The organism is Pseudodonghicola xiamenensis DSM 18339 (genome assembly GCF_000429365.1).
GTDB classification, from domain to species: Bacteria; Pseudomonadota; Alphaproteobacteria; order Rhodobacterales; family Rhodobacteraceae; genus Pseudodonghicola; species Pseudodonghicola xiamenensis.
The window spans coordinates 400,643-424,098 of sequence record NZ_AUBS01000002.1 but is presented as its reverse complement, the minus strand read 5'-3'; the positions used below and the strand labels follow the sequence as shown (position 1 = coordinate 424,098).

The window sequence follows — 23,456 nt, the reverse complement described above, 5'->3', positions numbered from 1 at the left end:
ATTTGTTCCAGTAATAGACAAACTTACTGTAAAATCAAAAGCATACCCCAACAGTGTACTGACTTCGACAACACGATTGATCAACGAGCAGGAACTCGCATTTTACTCCGTGAAATACGATGCATCCTGCCCGTCGCGACGGTCAAATACCTCGCGACGTAGAGCCCTTATTCGGATTGGTGGTCATAGCACAAGCGAAACACCCGGTCCCTTCCCGAACCCGGCCGTTAAGCGCTGTCGCGCCAATGGTACTGCGTCTTAAGACGTGGGAGAGTAGGTCGCCGCCAGTCCTAATAAGCGCTCTAATTCCTCTCTATAGCGATCAATATCCCAATATATGTCGATGACGAAATGCTGACGGCGTCTGCGCCACGCGTTTCGCGCGTTGAAAGTTGGACATCAGTTCAATATTCAGAATCCTGCACGCAACGCGGTGTTGCACATCAATGCGCAGGGTTATCATGACGTTGAAATCACGCTGGACGCTGATCATCATTCTCGTCGTGGGGACCGTGCTGGCCTATAGCCTGTGGCGTCGGGCCGAAGGCACCGATCTTCCTGTCGGAATTGCCAGCGGTAACGGTCGGCTGGAGGCGGTGGATATAGATATCGCGGCCAAGACTGGTGGGCGTCTGAAAGACGTGTTGCCGCAGGAGGGCGATTTCGTCACCGAGGGACAGGTGGTGGCGCAGATGGATACCTCAGAGTTGATGGCGGAAAAGGCTGAGGCCTCGGCGCAGCTTCGCCGGGCCGAGATCGGCATTGACACGGCGCGCAGTGTCGTCACCCAGCGCAGGGCCGAACGCGAGGCCGCAGAGGCCGGTGTCGAGCTGCAGCAAGCGGTTTTGGATGCCGCGACCAGCCGTCTGGCACGGTCGGAACATCTGGTTCGGAGCAATGCGATCTCGCAACAGACCCTGGATGACGATCGTGCCTCGGAACGCCAGGCGCGGGCCTCTCTGGCGTCGGCGCGGGCCTCGGTGGCGGCCTCGGAGGCCGCGATCGGTGCGGCTGAGGCGCAGGTGATCGACGCCGAAGCCGCGGTCGAGGCCGCACGAGCCTCGGTTGCCCGGGTCTCCGCGCAGATCGACGATGCCACCCTGACCGCGCCGCGTGACGGGCGGGTGCAATACCGGCTGGCACAACCGGGCGAAGTGCTGGGCTCGGGCGGGCGAGTGATCAATATGGTCGACGTCTCTGACGTCTACATGAGCTTCTTCCTGCCCACCGAACAGGCCGGACGGGTGGCCCTCGGGGCCGAAGTGCGATTGGTAATGGACACTGCCCCGGACGTGGTAATCCCGGCCAGGGTGTCTTTCGTCGCCGATGTGGCGCAGTTCACCCCGAAAACGGTGGAGACCGAGAAAGAGCGGCTGAAACTGACCTTTCGGGTTCGCGCCCGGATCGCGCCGGAGCTGCTGCGTCATTACATGGAACAGGTGAAGACCGGCCTGCCCGGCATGGCCTATGTCAAGCTGGACCCGACGACCCCCTGGCCTGAGTTTCTCAATCGTAACCTGGTGCAGTAATGGCGGCGGCGTCGGTGGTCCGCAGCGGGGCGGTCACGCTCAGCTACGGGGCGGTTCGGGCGCTCGACACGGTCAGCCTGGATATCCCCGCGGGGCGGATGGTCGGGTTGATCGGACCCGATGGTGTCGGCAAGTCCAGCCTGCTGGCGCTGATCTCTGGTGCCAGGGCGATGCAGCAGGGTGAATTGCAGGTTCTGGGCGGCGACATGCGCAGTACCATGCACCGGCAAGCGGTCTGCCCGCGTATCGCCTATATGCCGCAGGGACTGGGCAAGAACCTGTATCAGACCCTGTCCGTCTTCGAAAATGTCGATTTCTTCGGTCGGCTGTTCGGCCTGGATCGGGCCGAGCGCGAGGCGCGGATCACTGATCTGCTGACGGCCACCGGGCTCGAACGGTTTCGCGATCGGCCGGCCGGCAAATTGTCGGGCGGCATGAAGCAGAAGCTGGGCTTGTGCTGCGCCTTGATCCACGATCCCGATCTGCTGATTCTCGATGAACCTACCACCGGTGTTGATCCACTATCGCGCCGTCAGTTCTGGGACCTGATCGACCGCATCCGCGCTGGCCGTCCGGGGATGAGCGTGATCGTCGCAACCGCCTATATGGAAGAGGCTGCCGGCTTTGACTGGCTGGTGGCGATGAATGCCGGCCAGGTTCTGGCGACCGGCACCCCGGCCGAACTGAGACAGCAGACCGGCGCGGCGGATCTGGATGCGGCATTCATCGCGCTGTTGCCCGAGGCCGACCGCATGGGGCACCGCCGGGTCGAAATCCCGCCGCTTGATCATGTTGCCAGCGATTACGCCATCGAGGCCGAAGGGCTGACCATGCGGTTTGGCGATTTCACTGCGGTGGATGACGTCAGTTTCCAGATCCCGCGTGGTGAGATCTTCGGGTTTCTCGGGTCGAATGGCTGCGGCAAGACGACCACGATGAAGATGCTGACCGGGCTTTTGTCGGCCAGCGAGGGCCATGCCAGGCTATTCGGTCAGGAGGTGAAACCGCAGGATATCGCGATTCGCCGCCGGGTCGGATACATGAGCCAGGCCTTTTCTCTCTATGGTGAGCTGACGGTGGCGCAGAACCTCGATCTGCATGCGCGGCTGTTCAAGCTGGACGAGGCCCGCATCACGCCGCGAATCCGTGAAATGGCCGAACGGTTCGACCTGACCGATGTGATGGGGGTGCGACCGGATGCCTTGCCTCTGGGGATACGGCAGCGGCTGTCGCTGGCGGTTGCCATGATCCACGCCCCCGATATCCTGATCCTCGACGAGCCGACCTCGGGCGTGGATCCGGTGGCGCGAGATGCATTCTGGCAAATCCTGGCAGAGCTGTCGCGCAAGGACGGGGTGACGATTTTCGTCTCGACACACTTCATGAACGAAGCGATGCTCTGTGATCGGATTTCGCTGATGCATGCGGGCCGTGTGTTGGTTTCGGACCAGCCACAGGCGATCGTCGAGGCGCATGGCGCCGCGACGCTGGAAGACGCTTTCATTGACTATCTTGAAGCGGCCATCGGGGAAACCGACGCCGCGGCTGAGGCTCCGGCGCCCACTGGGCCCAAACAGAACCGGGGTGCGCCGTCCAGGCGCATCTTCGATCCGCGTCGTATGTTCAGTTACGCCATGCGCGAAACCATGGAGCTGCGCCGCGATCCGATCCGGGGAACGCTGGCAATCCTCGGATCTCTTATTCTGATGCTGGTGATCGGGCTCGGCATCAACATGGATGTCGAGGATCTGAGCTTTGCGGTTCTGGACCACGATGACAGCAAGATCAGCCAAGACTATGTCAATCAGCTTTCTGGCTCGCGTTACTTTATCGAACAGTCGCCCTTGCTGGATTACGCTGAAATGGATCGTCGCATGCGGGAGGGTCGGCTGGATCTGGCATTGGAGATACCGCCGCATTTCGGCCGCGATCTGTTACGGGGCAAGGATGTTGAAATCGGCGCCTGGATCGATGGCGCCAATCCCACCCGGGCCGAGACGGTGCAGGGTTATGTTCAGGGGATGCACGCCTATTGGCTGACTGAAAGGGCACGCGAGGAATATGGCGATGCCGCCGTGGCCGGAGATTTCAGCCTTCAGCTCCGCTATCGCTATAACCCGGATATCAAAAGCCTTGTTGCCATGGTGCCGGCGGTGATCCCGTTGTTGCTGATGCTGATCCCGGCGATGCTGTCGACCCTGTCTGTGGTGCGTGAAAAGGAACTCGGGTCGATCACAAACCTCTATGTGACGCCGGTCACCCGGCTGGAGTTCCTGCTGGGCAAGCAATTGCCCTATACCGCGATCGCCACGCTGAATTTCTTTTTGATCACCGCGGTGGCGATCTTCATCTTCAAGGTGCCTTTTACCGGCAGCTTCCTGGTCTATGTCCTGTCGGGCATTCTCTATGTCTCCGCCGCAACCGCGCTGGGGCTGGTTGTCTCCGCTTTCATGAAAAGCCAGCTTGCCGCCGTTTTCGCCACTGCGATGGGGACCTTGCTGCCGGCGGTACAATTCTCCGGTTTGATTGATCCGGTTTCGTCCTTGCAAGGGCTGGGGGCGGTGATCTCACGTATATATCCCACCACCTATTTCATGACGATTGCGCGCGGCGCCTTTTCCAAGGGGCTGGGCTTTGCCGATCTGGCCGCTTCGATCTGGCCTTTGGTGCTGACCATTCCGGTGCTGTTGGCAATCGCCACGGCGCTGATGCGCAAGCAGGAGAAATAGGATGGATCTGGTCAATATCCTGAATCTCGGGATCAAGGAGATCCGGGGCCTCCTGCGCGATCCGATCATGATGTTTCTGGTGGTCTTCTCGTTTACTGTGCAGATCTACACCTCGGCCACGGCGGTGATCGAAACGTTGAACCGGGCCCCCATCTCGGTGGTGGATGAAGACGATTCGCCAGTGTCGAACCGGATCATCCAGGCGTTTCAGCCGCCCTATTTCACCCCGCCGGTCCTGATCACCCAGGGCGAGATGGATCGCCGGATGGATGAGGGGCGCGATACCTTTGCCCTTGATATCCCGCCGGGGTTCCAGCGTGATCTTCTGGCGGGCAAGGTGCCCGAAATTCAGCTCAACGTCGATGCGACGCGGATGGCGCAGGCGTTCTCAGGCTCGGGTTATGTGCAGCAGATCGTCGCCGCCGAGGTGAATGAATTCCTCAATCACTACCGGTCGTCCGAACCGCCCTCGGCCGATCTGGTGCTGCGTGCCCGTTACAATCCTACCCTGAACGGCGGCTGGTTCCAGGCGATCATGGGCATTTCCGACAGTGTGACCCTGCTGGCGCTTGTCTTGGCTGGCGCTGCACTGATCCGCGAACGCGAACATGGGACCATCGAACATCTTCTGGTCATGCCGGTGACACCGCTTGAGATCATGGTGTCCAAAATCTGGTCGATGAGCCTGGTGGTGCTGGTGGGAACCGCGTTTTCCCTGGTGGTCATGTGCGAATGGCTGCTGGGCATTCCGGTCAACGGATCCTTGGCGCTTTTCCTGCTGGGGACGGCACTGCACCTTTTTGCCACCGCGTCGCTGGGGATTTTCCTGGCGACCGTGGCGGGGTCGATGCCGCAGTTCGGGATTCTGATGATCCTGGTGCTCTTGCCGCTGCAGGTGCTGTCTGGGGCGCAGACGCCCCGGGAATCGATGCCGCAATTGGTGCAGGACATCATGCTGTTCGCCCCCAACACCCATTATGTGATCCTGTCGCAATCCGTGCTGTTCCGGGGGGCCGGGCTCGACGTGATCTGGCCGCAGATGATCTGGCTTGCGGGGATCGGCGCGGCGCTGTTCTCGATCTCGCTGCATTATTTCCGGCGGTTTCTGAAATAGGCCCTCGGCCCATGTCGCGATCGCAATGCGGATCGTTGCGGCAGGCCTCAGCGGAGCGGAGGGATACTGATGGCGAGAAGCCCGCGCAGGCGGCGGCAGCCGGTGTCGCGGGCAGCCAATTCCCTGAATCGCTTTGCATCTTTCTTTCGGGTCTGCACATAAGAAGACAGGCTCCCGCAGGGGGAGGGCCTGAACACGCCTGCATCAGGAGGGACTGCGGCACATGACATCCGTGCGCCAGGCCGATACCCATCATGCCCGGATCCTCGAGGACCTGCGCCAGAAGATCGTCGAAGGGGTTTGGCAGCCGGGTTATCATCTGGCCAAGGAAACCGAGCTTGCCGAAAGCTACGGCGTGTCGCGGATGACCATGAACAAGGTTCTGACCCAGCTTGCGCAAGAGGGTTTCCTGATCCGGCGCAAGCGGCGCGGCACCTTTGTGGCGCAGCCGCGGGCGCAATCGGCGGTGATGGAAATCAACGACATCGAGGAAGAAGTCCAGGCGCTCGGGTTGCCCTACGACTGGAAGCTGCTGCAATGCGAGACCCGCACCGTCAGTGAGCTGGAGCGGCGCAGTCTGGATGTACCCTCGTCAGAGGATATCGCGAACGTTCTCTATATCCAGGGGCTGCATCTGGCGCGGCAGGAGCCCTTTTGTCTGGAAACGCGGATCATCAACCTCAACGTCGTGACCGCCGCCCAGGGTGAGGATTTCAGTCGTCAGAGCCCGGGCATCTGGCTGTTGAAATCCATGCCGTGGAGCAAGGCCAGCCACAAGGTGCGGGCGATCAATGCCAGCGGTCGCGACGCCAAGCTTCTCGAGCTGCCAGTGGGCGGCGCCGGGCTGGAAATCCTGCGCAAGACCAAGGTCGGTCAGGATTGGGTCACCTATGTGCGCTTGCTTTATCCCGGCGAGATGCACCAGCTTGTGGCCGAGTTCGAACCCGGCCTGCCGGCGGGTGGCGCTGGCCCGCGGTCTTAGGTCCTCCCGCTGATCTCGATCAGCCGGGCATCGTCACCCGGAAGATCGGCCCAGGCTGTTTCTGGCATCCCGTTCAGAACTGCCAGATCATGCGTCTCCAGCCCCAGCGCGGGGATCTCTGTGAGTGCGAAGAGGTAACGCGCCACCACCGGGCCGGAGCAGACGCCGGGCTGATCGGGTGCCCGTACCGAACAGGCATAGGGTGCACGCACCATCACATTGAGATCGAGCAGCGGTTCGCCCTGAAGCTCGGCCTCGCAGGGGCGGGAGCCGGAAAAGGCCACTGCCTCGCTCTGGCGCGAGATGGTGATATCGGCACCATCCCCGAAGTGCAGTATCATGGCGCCGCCAGCAATCACGCTGAGGGATCGTTCGACACCGGGAAAGATGGAAAATGGCCCGGATTGTGTCACCCGGGCGGTGCTGATGCGCCAGTCGAATGCGTCGAACCCTGCGCCCTGCGGGACACAGAGCACTTCGGCGGTCAGCCCGCCTCCGTTTTTCCAAGGGGTGAACGGCCGTTCGGCCGCGCGGAGGAGCTGCTCGGGGCGGGTCATCATTTCTCTCCCAGAATGCGCGGCAGCCGCAGCCCGTGTTCCCGGGCGCATTCGATCGCCTCGGGATAGCCGGCATCGGCGTGGCGCCAGACGCCCGAGGCCGGATCGTTCCACAGGACCCTCTCCAGCCGTTTGGCGGCCTCGGGGGTGCCATCGGCACAGATCACCACCCCGGCGTGTTGCGAAAAGCCCATGCCGACGCCTCCGCCATGATGCAGCGACACCCAGGTCGCCCCCGACGCGGTGTTCACTAGCGCATTCAGAAGCGGCCAGTCGGAGACCGCGTCCGACCCGTCGCGCATGGCCTCGGTCTCGCGGTTGGGGGAGGCGACCGATCCGCTATCGAGGTGATCGCGTCCGATCACCACCGGCGCCTTCAGCTCGCCCGAGGCGACCATTTCGTTGAACTTCAGCCCGGCGCGGTGGCGGTCGCCCAACCCGATCCAGCAGATACGGGCAGGCAGGCCCTGAAAAGCGATCCGGTCGCGTGCCATGTCGAGCCAGCGGTGCAGATGGGTGTTTTCGGGGAACAGCTCCCGCATGGCCTGATCGGTCTTATAGATATCCTCGGGGTCGCCTGACAGCGCGGCCCAGCGGAACGGGCCGATGCCCCGGCAGAACAGTGGCCGGATATATGCGGGCACGAAGCCGGGGAAGGCGAAGGCGTCCTCCAACCCCTCTTCCTTGGCCATCTGCCGGATGTTGTTGCCGTAATCGAGCGTCGGAATACCGGCGTTCCAGAAGCCGACCATGGCCGCCACGTGATCCTTCATCGAGGCCCGCGCCGCGCGGTTCACCTCTTCAGGTTCGCTTTCCTGCCGGGCACGCCATTCGGCGACGGTCCAGCCCTTCGGCAAGTAGCCGTGGTAGGGATCATGCGCAGAGGTCTGGTCGGTGACGATATCGGGGCGCCCGTTCGGCAGCGGCTCTCCGGCCTGCATCCGGCGCAGGATTTCGGGAAAAACCTCGGCGGCATTGCCGATCAGCGCGACGGATTTCGCTTCTCCGGCTATGGTCCAGCGTTCGATCATCGCCAGCGCCTCGTCCAGCGAATGAGTCTTCTCGTCGCAATAGCGGGTGCGAATGCGGAAATCGGCGTGGTCCTCGTCGCATTCCACCGCCAGACAGCAGGCGCCTGCCATGACCGCGGCCAGCGGCTGCGCGCCACCCATGCCGCCCAAGCCTCCGGTCAGGATCCACTTGCCGGTAAGTTTGCCGTCGTAATGCTGGCGCCCGGCCTCTGCGAAGGTCTCATACGTGCCCTGCACGATGCCCTGTGCCCCGATATAGATCCAGGAGCCGGCGGTCATCTGACCGTACATCATCAGGCCTTTCTTATCGAGCTCGTTGAAATGCTCCCATGTGGCCCAATGCGGCACCAGGTTTGAGTTGGCGATCAGCACCCGGGGCGCATCGGCATGGGTGCGGATGACCGCGATGGGCTTGCCGGATTGCACGACCAGGGTTTCATCGGCTTCCAGATCCTTGAGCGTTGCGACGATGACGTCGAAATCCTCCCAGGTGCGCGCGGCGCGACCGATGCCGCCATAGACCACCAGCTCATGCGGGTTTTCCGCCACATCCGGGTGCAGGTTGTTCATCAGCATGCGCAGCGGCGCTTCGGTCTGCCAGCTCTTGGCGTTCAGCTCGGGGCCGGTGGGCGGAAATATGTCGCGGGTGTTGTGACGGGAGGTGCTCATGGGGAATCCTTTCAGTGGGGCGCGGCCTCGGCCGCAATCAGGATGTCGTCAGGCGTTTGGTCGGCCGGCTGCGGCGGTCCGCGCTGGGGGAGAAGATTGGCATGTCAGAAGACGTCCGGCAGATGCTGCGCGACATCCGAGACCAGGGCGCCGCTGTGGATCAGGTCGGTCGCCGCGGACAGGTCCGGTGCCATATAGCGATCCTCGGTCAGTGGCGGAACCTCGGCCCGGAGGCTGGTGATCGCCTGGTTCAGTACTGGCGAGGTCCGCAGTGGCCCGCGCAGGTCGATCCCCTGCGCCGCGGTCAGTGCTTCGATCCCGACGATGTGAAACAGGTTCTGCGTCATCTGCAGCAAGCGCCGGGCACCATGGCAGGCCATCGACACGTGGTCTTCCTGATTGGCAGAGGTCGGGGTCGAATCGACCGAGGCCGGATGGGCGAGCTGCTTGTTCTCGCTCATCAAGGCGGCAGAGGTCACTTCGGCAATCATCAGCCCGGAGTTGAGCCCGGGTTTCGGAGTGAGGAACCCAGGAAGGCCGAAGCTCAGCGCCGGGTCGACCAGCATGGCGATGCGGCGTTGGGCAATGGCACCGATTTCGGCCACTGCCAGCGCGATCTGGTCGGCGGCGAAGGCCACCGGCTCGGCATGGAAGTTCCCGCCCGAGACGACCTCGCCGTCCGACAGTACCAGCGGGTTGTCGGTGGCGGCATTGGCCTCGATCTCGAGTGTCCGGGCAGCCTGGCGCAGTAGATCGAGACAGGCGCCGGAGACCTGGGGATGGCAGCGCAGGCAATAGGGATCCTGCACCCGTTCGTCGTTATCGACATGGCTGTTGCGGATTTCCGATCCATCCAGCAGATGACGCAGCGCGCCGGCCACGTCGATCTGGCCCTGATGTCCGCGCAGGTCGTGGATTTCGGCGGCGAAGGGCGCAGTGGAACCCATCGCCGCATCGGTCGACAGCGCGCCGGTCACGATCGACCCCTGCAACGCCCGGGTGGCGCGGAACAATCCCGCCAGGGCCAGGGCGGTCGAGACCTGGGTGCCATTGATCAGCGCCAGCCCCTCTTTCGCCGAAAGGGAGATCGGGGCGAGCCCGGCCTGTTCCAGCGCCGCCCTGCCGGGCAGGGGGTGGCCCTGATAGAGCACCTCGCCCTCGCCGATTAGCACGGCGGTCATATGGGCCAGCGGCGCCAGGTCACCGGATGCGCCGACCGATCCCTTTTCCGGGATCAAGGGCAGCACGCCCCGTTCCAGCATTGCCTGGATCAGCCGGACCACCTCGGTGCGGATGCCCGACGCCCCGCGCCCCAGCGACATCAGCTTGAGCGTCATGATCAGCCGCACGATTTCGGGGGGGAGAGGGGCGCCGACACCGCAGCAATGCGACAGGATCAGGTTGCGCTGCAATGTCGCCACGTCCGCCGCTTCGATGCGGATCGAGGCGAGTTTGCCAAAGCCGGTATTCACCCCGTAAACCGGTGCGTTGCCCGCGGCGACCTCTTCGATCCGGGCGGCGGCGCGCTCCATCCGGGGAAACGCCGTGTCGGACAGGGCGGCAGGGCATTGTTGCCAGTAGATTTTCGCAAGCGTCTTCAGCGTCACGGCGCCGGGGATAAGGATTTCAACCATTCTGAACGGATCCTTTGAAGATACGGGTGTGGAGCGGATTGAAGCCTGCCCGGTTCACCAGTTGCGCCGGCGACGCGGCATCCCAGATCGTGAAATCGGCGGAGAGCCCGGGCAGCAATCGCCCGGTTTCTTCCGTCAGCCCGAGCGCGCGGGCGGCATTCGCGGTGACGGCCTGCAGGCATTCCCGGACAGTCATTCCGAACAGGACCGCCCCCATGTTCATCGTCAGCAGAAGTGAGCTGATCGGAGAGGTGCCAGGGTTGCAGTCGGTCGCCAGCGCGATCGGAACGCCGGCCTGGCGCAGCAGATCCAGCGGAGGCTTGCGGGTTTCACGCAACATGTAGAAGGCGCCGGGCAGCAGAACTGCCACAGTGCCCGAGGCGCGGATCGCCGCGACTTCTTCGGCGCCGGCATATTCGAAGTGATCGACCGATAGCGCACCATAGCGTGCAGCGAGGTCGGTGCCGCCGGATCGGCTGAGCTGTTCGGTATGAAGTTTGACGGGCAGGCCGAGCGCGCGGGCGCGATCGAACAGCGGTTCGATCTCTGCCGCCGAAAAGGCGATCCCCTCGCAGAAGGCATCCACCGCGTCCACCAGCCCCTCGGCGTGCGCGCGGTCGAGCCCCTTGATCGCCACCTCATGGATATAATCCGATTTACTGCCATCGAAATCAGGGGGCATGGCATGGGCGGCCAGCCAGGTGGTCTTGATCCGCACGGCGCGGCGGTCGGCCAGGGCACGGGCCGCGCGCAGCATGGTCAGCTCGGTCTCGACGGTCAGCCCGTAGCCGGATTTGATTTCCACGGTCGAACAGCCTTCTGCAAGTAGCGCATCGAGCCTGGGCAGGCTTTGTGCCACCAGCCCGTCGACATCGAGCCCGCGGGTGTCGCGCATCGAGGCGGCGATGCCGCCGCCGGCGCGGGCGATTTCTTCATAGCTGGCCCCCTCGAGTCGCATTTCGAACTCCCGCGCGCGGTCGCCGCCATGAACCAGATGAGTATGGCTGTCGATGAAGGCGGGGGTCACCAGCCGGCCGTCGCAGTCGTGGATTTCGCCGCCGTCGCGGGACAGCCCGGCGCCGATGGCGGCAATGCGTCCGCCTTCGACGACGATGTCTTGCAGGTGCTCCGTTCCGGAGAGGCTGGGGCCCAGCCTGGCGTTGATCCAGATGCGTTTGCGCGACACGACTCTCTCCTGCTGTTGGAGTTTTCATTAAGTATATACATAATTGAGCGCTGCGCAAAGCTGAAACTGCAGCGGCTTTGCGAGGGAGGGCGCTGCGCCGGATATGCGGCGGCGCCCATCCAGGATATCACAGGCCTGGCGCGGCGAGCAGCCGGGTCAAGGCGTCGAGGAACTGGGTGTTTTCAGGGGGCAGGCCGGCGGAAACACGAATGAAGCTCTCATATCCCTCTTGTTTCCAGGGTTTGACGATCACCCCGGCATCAAGCAGCCGATCGGCCAGTTCGGTCGCGGGCCGGCCACAGTCGACGAACAGGAAGTTCCCTTTCGACGGCAGCACCGTCAGGCCCAGATCGCTCAGGGCGGCCGCCATCCGGTCGCGTTCGGCCAGACTGTCCCGAACTCCGGTCTCCACATGTTCGGGCTGATCCAGCGCGGCCAGTGCCGCGGCCTGGGCCACGGCGTTGACGTTGAACGGCGTCCGGACCAGATTCATGCCGCCGATCAGATCGTCGCTGTTGCTGAACCCATAGCCAATGCGCAGGGCGGCAAGACCGTAAGCCTTTGAAAACGTGCGCAGGATCAGCAGCGGCTTGTCATGGTCGCGCAGCCAGCGGGTTGCTGGTTCGAAATCGCCGCCCTTGGCGTATTCGACATAGGCCTCGTCCAGGCACAGCACGCTATCGGGGTGTTGCGCGGCAAGCAGGCGGGCGAGGTCATCGGCCGACAGCCACAGGCCGGCGGGGTTCATCGGATTGGCCAGTAGGATCAACCGGACCGGGCGGGCGGCGGCGGCAAGCAGCGCGTCGATGTCGATCCGGTGGTCGTGGGTCAGCTCGATTCGCGTCACCGCTGCGCCCATCATCTGTGCGTAATCTTCATGTAACGGGAAAGAGGGGTACAATGTCACCACCTCGTCGCCGGGCTGTAGCAGGGTGCGGGCCAGCACGTTCAGAAGGTCTTCTGAACCGTCCCCGAAAATCATCCGCTCGACAGCCACGCCGGTTTCGTGGGAAATCTTTCGCGCCAGGCGTCCGGCTGTGGGATCGGGATAGAGAAAGGCCGTTTCGACGGCCTGAGCCATGGCGGCTTTGACCTGGGGAGAGATTTCATGCGGGTTTTCGTTGGAACCGAGTTTGGCGATGGGGCCGCCGCCGCAGCGGTCCGCGACGGCCTCGAGGCTGAGGCCCGCATTGTAGGTTCGTAAAGGTGCGAGTTCCGGGCGCAGTTTCACATGGGGCGCAGTCATGAAGCTCTCCGTTGATGCGATGCGAATGAGGTTTTATAATTAAGTATATACATAGTGGGGGCGTTGAAAGCGAGAATGGATAACTCAATCGACAAATATCTGGCGGAGCAGTTCGGGTTTCGCGGCCGGAAGATTCTGGTCACCGGGGCAAGCCGGGGCATCGGGCAGGCGTTGGCGCTGGGCTTTGCCCGGGTGGGCGCCGATCTGGTGCTGACGGCGCGCGATGCTGCATCTCTGGACGACACGGCCGCTGCTGCACGTGATCTGGGGGCCGCGGTGCAATGCCTCGGCATCGATCAGCGCGATGTCGGCGCGGTGCGGGCGCAGCTTGCCGGGCTGCGCGATGTGGATGTGTTGATCAACAATGCCGGGATCGAACAGGTTTGCGACGCCGCCGATATCGACGAAGCGCTGTGGGATCGCATTGTCGATACCAACCTGAAAGGCGCGTTTTTCGTCGCTCAGACGGTGGCCGCGGGGATGGCGGTGCGTGGCGCCGGGGCGATCGTCAACCTGGCTTCTCTGACTTCTTTCGTCGGCGTGCCGACGGCGGTGCCTTACAGCGCGTCGAAATCCGGGGTGCTGGGGATGACGCGGGCACTGGCGGCGGAATGGGCGCCGAAAGGCATCCGGGTGAATGCCATCGCGCCGGGATATTTCCATACCGGGCTGACCGATGTGTTCTATGAGGATCCCGATTGGGTGGCGGCAATGACAGCCAAGGTGCCCTTGGGGCGGCTGGGAAAACTCGACGATTTGATCGGGGCGGTGCTGTTTCTTGGGGGGAAGGCTTCCGCCTATGTCACTGGTCAATGTATAGTCATTGACGGTGGATATCTGTCTACGATTTAGGCGATTCCTCGCAAACCCTGTCTGAAACCGATTGGTCCCCAAATAAGTATATACAAATTGGTGCCGATCCCGTCTAGTCTATCATTGCGAGACTATCCTCGAGGAGAGGTGAGAGAATGAGAGCGAGTCCGATCCTGTCCGAAGTGACGAAGACGGCGGTTGCCGGGCAAAGCCATGCGGTCCGCGTGCGCGATGTCACGATGGATTTCGGGTCAGGTTCCTCTCCTGCGGTGGACCGGGCCTCTTTCGATCTGGAAAAGGGCAAGTTTCTGACCATTCTGGGCCCGTCCGGGTCGGGCAAGACCACGCTGTTACGGATGATTGCCGGGTTTCAGCGCCCGACCCGAGGCGACATCACCATCGGCGGTAAGCCGGTCGATGCGGCGCCGCCGCACCGCCGATCCGTTGGTATGGTGTTTCAGAAACTGGCGCTTTTCCCGCATATGACGGCGGCCGAGAATGTCGCCTTTCCGCTGAAGATGCGCCGGTTCAACCCGGCGAAGACACCGGCCCGGGTTCGCGAATTCCTCGATCTGGTCAAGCTGGGCGATTTCGGCGGACGGCGGGTGAACGAGTTGTCGGGGGGGCAGCAGCAACGGGTTGCCATCGCCCGGGCATTGGTTTTCGAACCCGAACTGTTGTTGCTGGACGAACCGCTGGCCGCGCTCGACCGCAAGCTGCGCGAAGAGATGCAGCTTGAATTCCGCCGCATCCAGCGCGAGCTGGGGGTGACGACCATAAATGTCACGCATGATCAGCGCGAGGCGTTGGTGGTTTCCGACGATATCATCGTCATGGATGGCGGGATCATTCAGCAGCACGCCAAGCCTGTCGAGATGTATCGCGCACCGGAGAATCTGTTTGTGTCCTCGTTTCTGGGGGTGTCCACCTTCATCGACGGGCAGGTGGCCGAGGGCGGGATGCACGCCGCCGATGGCAGCCTGCTGCGGGGCACGCCGGTTTCGGTCGGCTTGCAGACGGGGCAGCGGGGGCGTGGTGCCATCCGGGCCGAACAGATCCGGATCGATCAGGATCAGGGTGGGCTGTCGCATTGCGACACGGTTCTGCAAGTCGCGATCAAGGATGTGATTTTCGAGGGCGAACGGCTGCTTTACACCGCCGCTTCTCCGATTCTGCCGGGGGTCGATTTCCAGATCTATCACCACGATCCCGAGGCCTTCGATCTGTATGAGGTCGGCCAGCAGGTCTGGATCGGCTGGAAGGCAGGAGATCTTAAGGTTTTCAAAGCCGCAGATTAAGAAGAGCGGCACTTCACCAACTGGAGGACTGAGATGTCAAAGAAACTCACACGTCGCACGATGCTGCAGGCGGGGATGGCGACCAGCGGCGCGGCCCTGCTGTCGGGCCTGCCTGCCAGCCGTCTGTTCGCGCAAGAGCCCGAAAAACCGAAGGAAATCATCGTGCGCGCCTGGGGTGGCGAATGGGTCGAGGCGTTGAAGAAGGGCGTTTCTGATCCGTTCACCGCGATGACCGGTATCGCTGTTCGCCACGATCTGACCGAGGATAACGAAATCCAGCCCAAGCTCTGGGCGGCGGTGGCGCAGAAGCGGATGCCTCCGATCCACGTCAACTGGGACACCACCACCAACGCCACCAAATCCGCCCTGCGCGGGGTGACTGAGGATCTTTCCGATCTGTCCAACCTGAAGAATACAACAGAGCTCGCCAAGCCGGTGGGGCTGGATGGCTATCCCATCGTCAACACCTACGGCTATGTCTATGTGCTGGCCTATCGGCCCGAGGCCTTCCCTGACGGGGCGCCGACCTCCTGGAAGGACCTGCTGAATCCGAAGCTCAAGGGGCGCATCGCACTTTACAACGACGGTATCGGGTTCCACTTCCCGGCGCAGGTGGCCGGTGGCGGCAAGCTGTCCGACATTCCCGACAACATGGAAGCTTGTTGGGACTTCGTGCGTCAGATCAAGGCGCAAGAACCGCTGCTGGGAGAAGACCCCGATTTCACCAACTGGTTCCAGAACGGCGAGATCGACGCGGCCTGCACCATTTCGACTAACGCGCTGGCGGCCAAGAAGAACGGCATCGACCTGGCCTGGACCGTGCCGGTCGAGGGCTGCAAATTCGATACAGATGGTCTCTGGGTGCCCAAGGGCCTGCCCGAGAACGAACTCTACTGGGCCAAGCAATATGTGAATTTCGCCCTGACCAAGGAGGCGCAGCAGGTCTGGCTCGACGGGCTCGGCCTGCCGGGGGTGGTGCCGGGGTTGACCCCGCCCGCCGGTCTCGAGGCGGATCCCTCCTACCCGACCACGCCCGAGGATTTCGAACATCTGATCCGGATTTCGGCCAAGGTTCAGGTGCAGAACGAAAGCGATTGGTTCGCCCGGTTCAAAGAAATCATGCAGGGCTGATCCCTGCCACTAGATGATAGCGGGCGCGCCCTTTCCTGCGCGCCCGTCGAATGCCCCGAAGACATCCGAAGACACTGGCTGCGGCCGGTGAAAGGCGCGGCCCCCCGGGCGATCCGGCTCCGGGGCGGCTGCATGGTTCAGGACCCACCGGAATGACCACTGACCCCGATAATTCAGATTTCCGCTATCCGCTGCGATGGCGCCTGATGGATGGCGCCGAACGGTTGCTTGAAATCGTCTGGCCCAGACGCTTTGGTCGTTTTACCGGCTGGCTGCTGCTGTTGCCGGCGTTGCTGTTGGTGGGCATCCTGGTGCTGGGCCTGTGGCAGATGGCCGAAAGTTCCCTGCATGTGCTGGACCGCAATACCTTCCTGCCGTCCGAGGAGTATACGCTCAGCAATTACGGCACGATCTGGCAGAGCGCGACCTATTTCAAGGTGATCTGGCGATCGGTTCAAGGGGCGGTCTGGACGGTTGTTTTCACGCTGCTGCTGGCCTTTCCCTTCGCCTATGTCCTTGTGCGCACGCCGCGCGCCTGGGTGCGCAAGCTGTTGCTGATCGCGTTGTTCCTGCCGTTCTTCATCGGCCAGGTGGTGCGCGCCTATGGGATCTTGATCGTTCTGGGCACCTCGGGGGCGGTGAACGATGTGTTCGGTCTGATCGGCGTGGGGCCCTATCGGTTGCTGTTCAATTTTCCCGCCGTGGTCTTCGGGCTGGTGCAATACATGTTGCCCTTCGCGGTGCTGATGCTGGCCCCGGCGCTGACCTCGATCCCGCAGGAGACCGAAACGGCCGCCAGTTCTTTGGGGGCGAATTGGTTGCGGTCGATGCGCCATGTGGTGTTGCCGATGGCCAAGCCTGGGATCGTCGGGGCGAGCCTGGTGGTCATGACCCTGTCGCTGACCGATTTCGCCATGCCGGCGATGCTGGGCGGGGGATCGCAGGATTTCATCGCCAATGCGATCTATGACCAGTTCTTCCGCACCGCGGATCAGGGGCTCGGATCGGCACTGGCGCTGTTGCTGGTGGCGCTGGGCTCGGTCCTGGTCGCGGTCATCATCGGGCTGTTCGGCGCCGGCACCCTCGGAATGGGAGAGAAGAAATGATCAGCGCAACGCAGCGGCGGGTGTTCTGGGGTCTGGTCTGGTTTTCGATCCTGGTTCTCTCCTTGCCCACCATCATCGTGCTGGGGGCTTCGGTCACCAGCGGCAATATGATCGCCTTCCCGCCTGAAGGGTTTTCGCTGAAATGGTACGAAAAGATCGCCCTGGCCCGCGATATCCGCGGCGCCTTCGGCCGGTCGCTGATCGTCGCCTTTGTCTGTCTGGTGATTTCGGTGCCGGTCGGGACCTTTGCCGGCATCGCACTAACCCGCTATCGGTTGCGTTTCACCAGCCTGATCCAGATCTATCTGCTGCTGCCCTTCACCATCCCGCTGATCGGGTCGGGGATCGGCATGATGCTGGTATTCGGTAATTGGGGCATCCTGGGGCATGTCTGGCCGGTGGGGCTGGCCTGCGCGGTGATCAACCTGCCGTTCATCATCTGGTCGGTCTCTTCCTCTGCCGCAGTTCTGGATTCCGATCTTGAGCTGGCCGCCGCCAATTGCGGTGCCGGGCGGATCGAAACCTTTCTGCACGTGACCCTGCCCGGGGTGATGCCGGGGGTGATCACCGGCGGCCTTTTGATGTTCGTGCTGGCGATGACTGAATTTCTGGTCAGCCTGCTGCTGACCGACGCGCGCACGGTCACCCTGCCGGTGCAGATCTACAACAACATCCGTTCGATCATCACGCCCGACCTGGCGGCGATCTCTTCGGTCTTCGTGGTGGTGGCCCTGATCGCGGTCTGGTTGCTCGACAAGCTCGTGGGTCTCGAAATCTTTCTCAAATCCAAATGATGCGGCGGGCGGCTGCTGGCCGTCGGCGCAACAGGAAAGGAATCCAAATGTCTCAAGTCAATGTCCAGCGGCTGAACTCCCTCACCGCGGAAGAGCGAGCTGGGCTGGTCAAACGCTCGGAATCCGATCTGTCCTTCTTTCTCGAGAAGGTGCAGCCGATCCTGGACGCGGTGCGGACTGAGGGCGACGAGGCGCTGGTGCGCTTCGGGCGCGAGCTCGACAAGGCGGCGGTAACGAAAGACACGCTGAAAGTATCCGAGGCCGAATTCGATGAAGCCTTTGGTCTGGTCGACGACAAGGTGATCGAAGCCATCCGCTTCGGGATTTCGAACATTCGCAGCTTTCACGAGGAACAGGCGCCCGAGCCGATGTGGCTGAAAGAGGTGCGCCCGGGCGCTTTCGCCGGTGACCGCTTTCTGCCGATCAATTCGGTGGCGCTCTATGTGCCGCGGGGCAAGGGCTCGTTTCCTTCGGTGACGATGATGACAGCGGTGCCGGGCGTGGTGGCAGGGGTGCCGAACCTGGCCATCTTCACCCCGCCGGGACCTGACGGCAAGGTCGATGCGGCGACATTGGTCGCGGCACGGATCGCCGGGGTCGAAACCGTCTACAAGGCCGGGGGGGCGCAGGCCGTGGCGGCGGCGGCCTATGGCACCGAAACGGTCAGGAAGGCGCATAAGATCGTCGGCCCGGGCAGCCCCTGGGTGGTGGCGGCCAAGCGGCTTCTGGCCGGTGTGATCGACCCGGGATTGCCGGCGGGCCCCTCGGAATGCGTCATTCTGGCGGACGATACCGTATCGGGCGGTCTGGCGGCGCTGGATCTGCTGATCGAGGCCGAACATGGCCCCGACAGCTCGGCCTGGCTGGTGACCAGCTCGGAACGCGTGGTGGCCGAGGCGCTCGAGGCATTGCCCGAGCTTTGGGGGCAGATGACCGAACAGCGCGTCGAATTCTCCCGCACGGTGCTGACCGGGACATCGGGCGGTATCGTCCTGGCCGAGACGATGGAGGATGCCTGTGCCTTCGTGAACGAATACGCGCCCGAGCACCTTGAAATCCTGTCGACCAAGCCCTTCGAATATCTGGGGGATATTACCGAGGCTTCGGAAATCCTGATGGGCACGCATACGCCGGTGTCGATCGCGAATTTCGCGCTGGGCCCGAATGCCGTGCTGCCGACGTCGCGCGGGGCGAATACCTACGGGCCGCTGTCGGTCAGTGATTTCGTGCGCCGCAGCTCGATCGGCTATGTCACCGAAAAGGGCTTTTCGCAGATGGCATCCGCGGCCAAGACACTGGCCGAATACGAAGGCTTCTCGTCGCATGCCAATGCGGTCAGCGATATGCGCCAACGCTTTCTGAAGGGCTGAGCGATGCGTGCGGTCCGGCTTTACGGTGTCGAGGATCTGCGGGTCGAGGACATCGCCCCGCCGGCGCCCCCCGCCGCGGATGAGGTGAGCCTGTCGCTGACGGCGGCGGGCATTTGCGGCTCTGATCTGCACAACTTCCGCACCGGCGCCTGGATCTCCCGCGCGCCCTCGGTTGCGGGCCATGAATTCACCGGTGTGGTCACCGCCTGTGGTGCGGGGGTTGCCCATGTCTCGCCGGGGGATCGGGTGATCGTCGACAGTCGCTATCTTTGCGGTGAGTGTCCGGCCTGCCGTGACGGGCTGGGCCAGGTTTGCGAAAACCTGGGTTTTCTCGGCGAGATCATCGACGGCGGTTTTGCCGAGGCCGTGACCCTGCCTGCGCGCAATCTGTTGCGCGCGCCAGGCGGGGTGGCCGACCGGCATCTGGCGATGGCCGAGCCGCTGGCGGTTGCCCTGCATGCGCTGCGCCGGTTGTCGGCGCCACAGGGGGCGGTGATCGCGATCACCGGATGTGGCCCGATCGGCGGGCTTGCCGCGCTGCTGGCGCGGCGGGCCGGGCATCCGGTGCAGGTGATCGACCGCAACGCGGCGCGGGCGAGCCTTGTCAGCGCCGCGACCGGGGCCGAGATCGCCACGCTTGAGGATCTGCCGGTCCAGCGTTTGCACCACGCCATCGAGACCACGGGGAACGCCACAGTGATAGGGGCGCTGATCGCGGTGGTTGCGGGGGCATCCTCGATCGCTCTGGTCGGCATCGGCGCCGCATTGCCTTCGGTCGATGCGGTCACGCTGGTCGAACGCGAAATCTCGCTGCTGGGCTGTCATGCCTTCACCGATCGGGATCTGGCCGACATTCGCGATATGCTGCCGGAGCTGGCCGGCGCGCTGGATGCCTTCATTGCCGAGGAGATCGGCCTTGACGAGGTGCCGGATGCCTATCGCCGCCATATCGGCGCCGAGGTGGCCGGACTGAAAACCATCATCCGTTGTCAGGAGGGCTGAGAATGGCGATACCCGCATCACGCACTGCGCAGATCCGGGCGCTGGCCCGGCAGGACGCCGCCGCCGCCGAGACCGAGCTGGAACAGTTCATCGCCGGGCTGTTCGACATTCCGGTGACCGGTCTGCGGATCAACTTCGATCAGTATTCTCTGAATTCGCTCAACGGGTTCTTTTCCTCTGACGGCAAGGATTACTTTTTCAAGTTCCACCAGGAAGAGGGCGAAGAGGAGATGCGCGGAGAATATTACCGCGCTGATATCTTGGCCCGCGCTGGCCTGCCTGTGGATCAGCCGATCTATATCTCGACGCTGCCGGGTGAACAGCTTCTGGTCTATGCCCGCCGGGACGAACAGCGATTTTCCGATGTGCTGTTCGATCTTGACCGGGCGCCGGATGCAGAGGCGGCCGCCCGGGCAGTGCCGGCCGAGGCCGAGCTGAACGACAGCATCCTGGATTGCGCCCGCCGCACATTGGGTCCGATCACGGCAGAGCAATCCGCGGCCGAGCCGATTCACCGGTTGTTTCATGAACGTCTGGTCGATCCTGGGGATCGGCATTTTCCCGGCGGCCGGCTGGCCAAATTCTATGTCGGCAAGCGTTTCGATTTTCCCGGGGGCGTGTCGATCGGCTGGGACCGGCTCAGCACCGCGGGGCCGGTGATCAACGGGCTCGAATATGATCGCAGCCTGGGAGAGATGTTCGATCTGGCACACCGCCGCTACGCGCCGGCACGCTTGGCGGACGCGGGGGGGATCGTCGCCCATGGTGACGCCCATAACGCCAATGTCTGGTACGAACGCGGGGCCGAGGCGGATCACCTGTCCTTTTTCGATCCCGCCTTCGCCGGCGACAAGGTGCCCTCGCTTCTGGCCGAGGTGAAATCGACCTTTCACAATATCTTCGCGCATCCGCTCTGGCTCTATAATCCCGAGATGGCGACCGAGACCTATCGCGCCTCGGTTCGGCTGGAGGGCGACCGGGTGCTGATCGACACCGATTGGCGGATCAGCCCGCTGCGGGCCGATTTGCTGCAGGCCAAGGCAACGCATTTCTGGAAACCCTGGCTGCGCGAGTTGGCTGATAAGCAGCTGCTGCCCGAGGATTGGGAGGACGTGATCCGCATCGGCCTGTTCCTGTCGCCGACGCTGGTCATGAACCTCAATGCAGGCGAGGGCGGTGAGCGGCATACGCCGGTGTCTTCGGCCATCGGGCTGTCGGTGGCCCTGGCGGCGGGATCGCGGCCAGTGTCGGGGGAAGATATCTTTACCGCCTTCTTCGACCGGGTGCGCCCATGATGCGTCAGCTCGAGCGGCGTGTGGTGAATGTCGACGACTTTGCCCGTCTGGCGCGGAGACGACTGCCGCGGATCTTCGCGGATTATATCGAGGGTGGGGCATTTTCCGAAACCACCCTGGCGCGCAACCGGGTCGGCTTCGATCGCTATGCCCTCAGTCAGCGGGTGTTGCGGCCGCTTGCCGATCCAGAGCTGTCGGTCAGTCCGGGCGGGCGAAAGATGGATCTGCCGTTCGGACCGGGCCCCGTGGGATTTCTGGGGCTCTACCGGCGTGATGGGGATGTGTCCGTCGCACGCTCTGCTGCCCGTCACAATGTGCCCTATGTGATGTCGACCTTTTCGATCAACGGGCTTGAGACCATCACCAGGGCGACCGGGCGGGCCCCGGATTTCCAGCTCTATCTCGATCGCGATCCCGAGGTGAACGCCTCATACCTTGCGGCCTGTCGCGCCAGTGGGGTCGAACAGATTTTTCTTACCGTGGATACCGCGATCACCTCGGTGCGTGAACGCGACGTGCGCAACGGGTTTCGCAGCGTCGACCGGATCACGCCGGCGCTGCTGTGGCAATTCGCCCGACGTCCGGCATGGTCCTTTGAAATGCTCAGGGGCGGTTTCCCCGAGGTCGAGCTGGTGGCGGGGCGGCCCGAATTCGGCAAGGGTGCGCTGGCGCAGGCTGGCAACCTGTCGGCCCGGCTCGACAAGGATCTGACATGGGAGAAACTGCGCCGGCTGCGCGACGATTGGCAGGGCCGGCTGATCATCAAGGGGATATCCGATCCCGCCGATGCCGAGCGGGCGCGTGCCGAAGGGGTGGATGGGATCGTCCTGTCCAATCATGGCGGTCGGCAGCTCGATCACGGGATGGCGGCGATTTCCCGCGTCGCAGACATCCGCCGGGCGCTGGGAGAGGGCCCTGTGCTCTATGTCGACAGCGGGTTCCGCCGCGGTTCCGATATCGTCAAGGCGCTGGCGCTGGGCGCGGATTTCGTCCTGATGGGGCGCCCCTTCGCCTGGGCGGTCGCGACCGGAGGCGAGGCAGCGGTGGATCACCTGTTCCGACTGTTGCGCGCTGAGATCGGGATCACCCTGCAGCTTATGGGGCTGTCCAGCCTGGCAGAGCTGCGGCAGGAGGGAAATCTGGTTCTGCCGTTTCAGGCCTGAAGGCCGGCGGCCCTCTGCGCCCTCGGATTGACGCGCGACCGCGCGATGTGAGGGGCGCAGAGGTACCGGCCAGCGCCTGGTGTCAGACGGCAACACCGAAGAGCGTGCCGACCAGCGCCGTTGCTGCCATGGCGAGTGCGCCCCAGAAGGTGACGCGGAACGCGCCGCGCACCATTCCGGCCCCCCCGGCCGAGGCGCCAAGTCCGCCCAGAACCGCCAGCGCCAGCAGGGTGGCCACCGCGACGATCAGCGAAATCTGCATGGGCGGCGCCAGGATCGCCACGATCAGCGGCACCACTGCACCGACCGAGAAGGTCAGTGCAGACACCAGAGCCGCCTGGATAGGATTGGTGGCGATCGTTTCGGAAATTCCCAGTTCATCGCGGGCATGGGCGCCAAGCGCGTCGCGTTCGGTCAATTGATGCGCCACTTGTTCGGCCAGGTCTCGGTCGAGCCCTCGCTCGACATAGATCATCGTCAGTTCCTCCAGTTCTTCTTCCGGCATGTCCTCAAGCTCGCGTCGTTCGCGCGCCAGATCGGCCTGTTCCGCATCGGCCTGCGAACTGACTGAGACATATTCGCCGGCCGCCATTGACATGGCGCCGGCGACCAGACCGGCAAGGCCGGCCAGCATTACTTCGGTCGCGCCGGTGCCGGCGGCGGCAACCCCGACCACCAGGCTCGAGGTCGACACAAGGCCGTCATTGGCGCCCAGAACGGCGGCGCGCAACCACCCGATGCGATGGACCATGTGATTTTCGGAATGGCTGAGGCGGCTCATTGGCGCGATCCTTCTGGCTGTGTGTT

At 63.3% G+C, this 23,456-nt stretch carries 19 protein-coding genes and 1 rRNA gene; 14 read left to right on the top strand and 6 right to left on the bottom strand.

All coding sequences use genetic code 11. From position 1 onward, the window contains the following. Window positions 1-175: 175 nt before the first annotated feature. From rrf to G455_RS0105050, 5 genes are all read left to right on the top strand, one after another. Window positions 176-290 (top strand): 5S ribosomal RNA (gene rrf / locus G455_RS0105070). A gap of 171 nt (window positions 291-461) precedes the next feature. Then, window positions 462-1,529 carry an HlyD family secretion protein gene (locus G455_RS0105065; protein ID WP_028092693.1) on the top strand — a complete coding sequence of 356 codons (1,068 nt, stop codon included), beginning with the start codon at window positions 462-464 and terminating at the stop codon, window positions 1,527-1,529. After that, window positions 1,529-4,258: a ribosome-associated ATPase/putative transporter RbbA gene (rbbA, locus tag G455_RS0105060; RefSeq protein WP_028092692.1), complete on the top strand. Its 2,730-nt coding sequence runs from the start codon at window positions 1,529-1,531 to the stop codon at window positions 4,256-4,258. The genes G455_RS0105065 and rbbA overlap by 1 nt, the downstream gene beginning before the upstream one ends. A 1-nt stretch (window position 4,259) precedes the next feature. Further along, complete coding sequence (locus G455_RS0105055; protein WP_028092691.1) at window positions 4,260-5,372, top strand: ABC transporter permease; 1,113 nt, start codon at window positions 4,260-4,262, stop codon at window positions 5,370-5,372. 223 nt (window positions 5,373-5,595) lie between these two features. Continuing rightward, complete coding sequence (locus G455_RS0105050) at window positions 5,596-6,354, top strand: UTRA domain-containing protein (protein ID WP_028092690.1); 759 nt, start codon at window positions 5,596-5,598, stop codon at window positions 6,352-6,354. Here G455_RS0105050 and G455_RS23375 read toward each other — a convergent pair. The 5 genes from G455_RS23375 to hisC form a co-directional block, all read right to left on the bottom strand. After that, on the bottom strand, window positions 6,351-6,911 hold the full coding sequence (locus G455_RS23375; RefSeq protein ID WP_154664344.1) for a HutD/Ves family protein: 561 nt from the start codon (window positions 6,909-6,911) through the stop codon (window positions 6,351-6,353). The two genes, G455_RS0105050 and G455_RS23375, sit on opposite strands and share 4 nt — an antisense overlap. After that, a complete protein-coding gene (hutU, locus tag G455_RS0105040) occupies window positions 6,911-8,611 on the bottom strand; it encodes a urocanate hydratase (protein ID WP_028092689.1) in 1,701 nt (566 codons plus the stop codon). Before hutU ends, G455_RS23375 begins: the two co-directional genes overlap by 1 nt. A gap of 104 nt (window positions 8,612-8,715) precedes the next feature. Beyond that, window positions 8,716-10,245 carry a histidine ammonia-lyase gene (hutH, locus tag G455_RS0105035; RefSeq protein WP_028092688.1) on the bottom strand — a complete coding sequence of 510 codons (1,530 nt, stop codon included), beginning with the start codon at window positions 10,243-10,245 and terminating at the stop codon, window positions 8,716-8,718. Further along, window positions 10,238-11,416 carry an imidazolonepropionase gene (gene hutI, locus G455_RS0105030; RefSeq protein WP_035366181.1) on the bottom strand — a complete coding sequence of 393 codons (1,179 nt, stop codon included), beginning with the start codon at window positions 11,414-11,416 and terminating at the stop codon, window positions 10,238-10,240. Before hutI ends, hutH begins: the two co-directional genes overlap by 8 nt. A gap of 142 nt (window positions 11,417-11,558) precedes the next feature. Then, a complete protein-coding gene (gene hisC / locus G455_RS0105025; protein ID WP_028092686.1) occupies window positions 11,559-12,677 on the bottom strand; it encodes a histidinol-phosphate transaminase in 1,119 nt (372 codons plus the stop codon). A gap of 75 nt (window positions 12,678-12,752) precedes the next feature. Here hisC and G455_RS0105020 point away from each other — a divergent pair, with 75 nt between their 5' ends. From G455_RS0105020 to G455_RS0104980, 9 genes are all read left to right on the top strand, one after another. Beyond that, entirely contained in the window at window positions 12,753-13,529 is a 777-nt protein-coding gene (locus G455_RS0105020) for an SDR family NAD(P)-dependent oxidoreductase (RefSeq protein WP_051312179.1), read from the top strand. A gap of 116 nt (window positions 13,530-13,645) precedes the next feature. Then, window positions 13,646-14,788 carry an ABC transporter ATP-binding protein gene (locus G455_RS0105015; RefSeq protein WP_051312177.1) on the top strand — a complete coding sequence of 381 codons (1,143 nt, stop codon included), beginning with the start codon at window positions 13,646-13,648 and terminating at the stop codon, window positions 14,786-14,788. A 33-nt stretch (window positions 14,789-14,821) separates the two neighbouring features. Beyond that, on the top strand, window positions 14,822-15,919 hold the full coding sequence (locus tag G455_RS0105010; protein ID WP_028092683.1) for an ABC transporter substrate-binding protein: 1,098 nt from the start codon (window positions 14,822-14,824) through the stop codon (window positions 15,917-15,919). Window positions 15,920-16,071: 152 nt separating this feature from the next. Further along, on the top strand, window positions 16,072-17,025 hold the full coding sequence (locus G455_RS0105005; protein WP_028092682.1) for an ABC transporter permease: 954 nt from the start codon (window positions 16,072-16,074) through the stop codon (window positions 17,023-17,025). Beyond that, window positions 17,022-17,819, top strand: a complete 798-nt coding sequence (locus G455_RS0105000; RefSeq protein ID WP_028092681.1) for an ABC transporter permease — start codon at window positions 17,022-17,024, stop codon at window positions 17,817-17,819. The genes G455_RS0105005 and G455_RS0105000 overlap by 4 nt, the downstream gene beginning before the upstream one ends. A gap of 47 nt (window positions 17,820-17,866) precedes the next feature. Further along, on the top strand, window positions 17,867-19,189 hold the full coding sequence (gene hisD / locus G455_RS0104995) for a histidinol dehydrogenase (RefSeq protein WP_028092680.1): 1,323 nt from the start codon (window positions 17,867-17,869) through the stop codon (window positions 19,187-19,189). A gap of 3 nt (window positions 19,190-19,192) precedes the next feature. After that, on the top strand, window positions 19,193-20,191 hold the full coding sequence (locus G455_RS0104990; RefSeq protein WP_028092679.1) for a zinc-dependent alcohol dehydrogenase: 999 nt from the start codon (window positions 19,193-19,195) through the stop codon (window positions 20,189-20,191). 2 nt (window positions 20,192-20,193) lie between these two features. Next, a complete protein-coding gene (locus tag G455_RS0104985) occupies window positions 20,194-21,486 on the top strand; it encodes a hypothetical protein (RefSeq protein WP_028092678.1) in 1,293 nt (430 codons plus the stop codon). Continuing rightward, on the top strand, window positions 21,483-22,649 hold the full coding sequence (locus tag G455_RS0104980; RefSeq protein ID WP_205620456.1) for an alpha-hydroxy acid oxidase: 1,167 nt from the start codon (window positions 21,483-21,485) through the stop codon (window positions 22,647-22,649). The genes G455_RS0104985 and G455_RS0104980 overlap by 4 nt, the downstream gene beginning before the upstream one ends. Window positions 22,650-22,731: 82 nt before the next feature. Here G455_RS0104980 and G455_RS0104975 read toward each other — a convergent pair whose 3' ends face one another. Then, window positions 22,732-23,430 carry a VIT1/CCC1 transporter family protein gene (locus tag G455_RS0104975; RefSeq protein ID WP_028092676.1) on the bottom strand — a complete coding sequence of 233 codons (699 nt, stop codon included), beginning with the start codon at window positions 23,428-23,430 and terminating at the stop codon, window positions 22,732-22,734. Window positions 23,431-23,456: the final 26 nt, after the last annotated feature.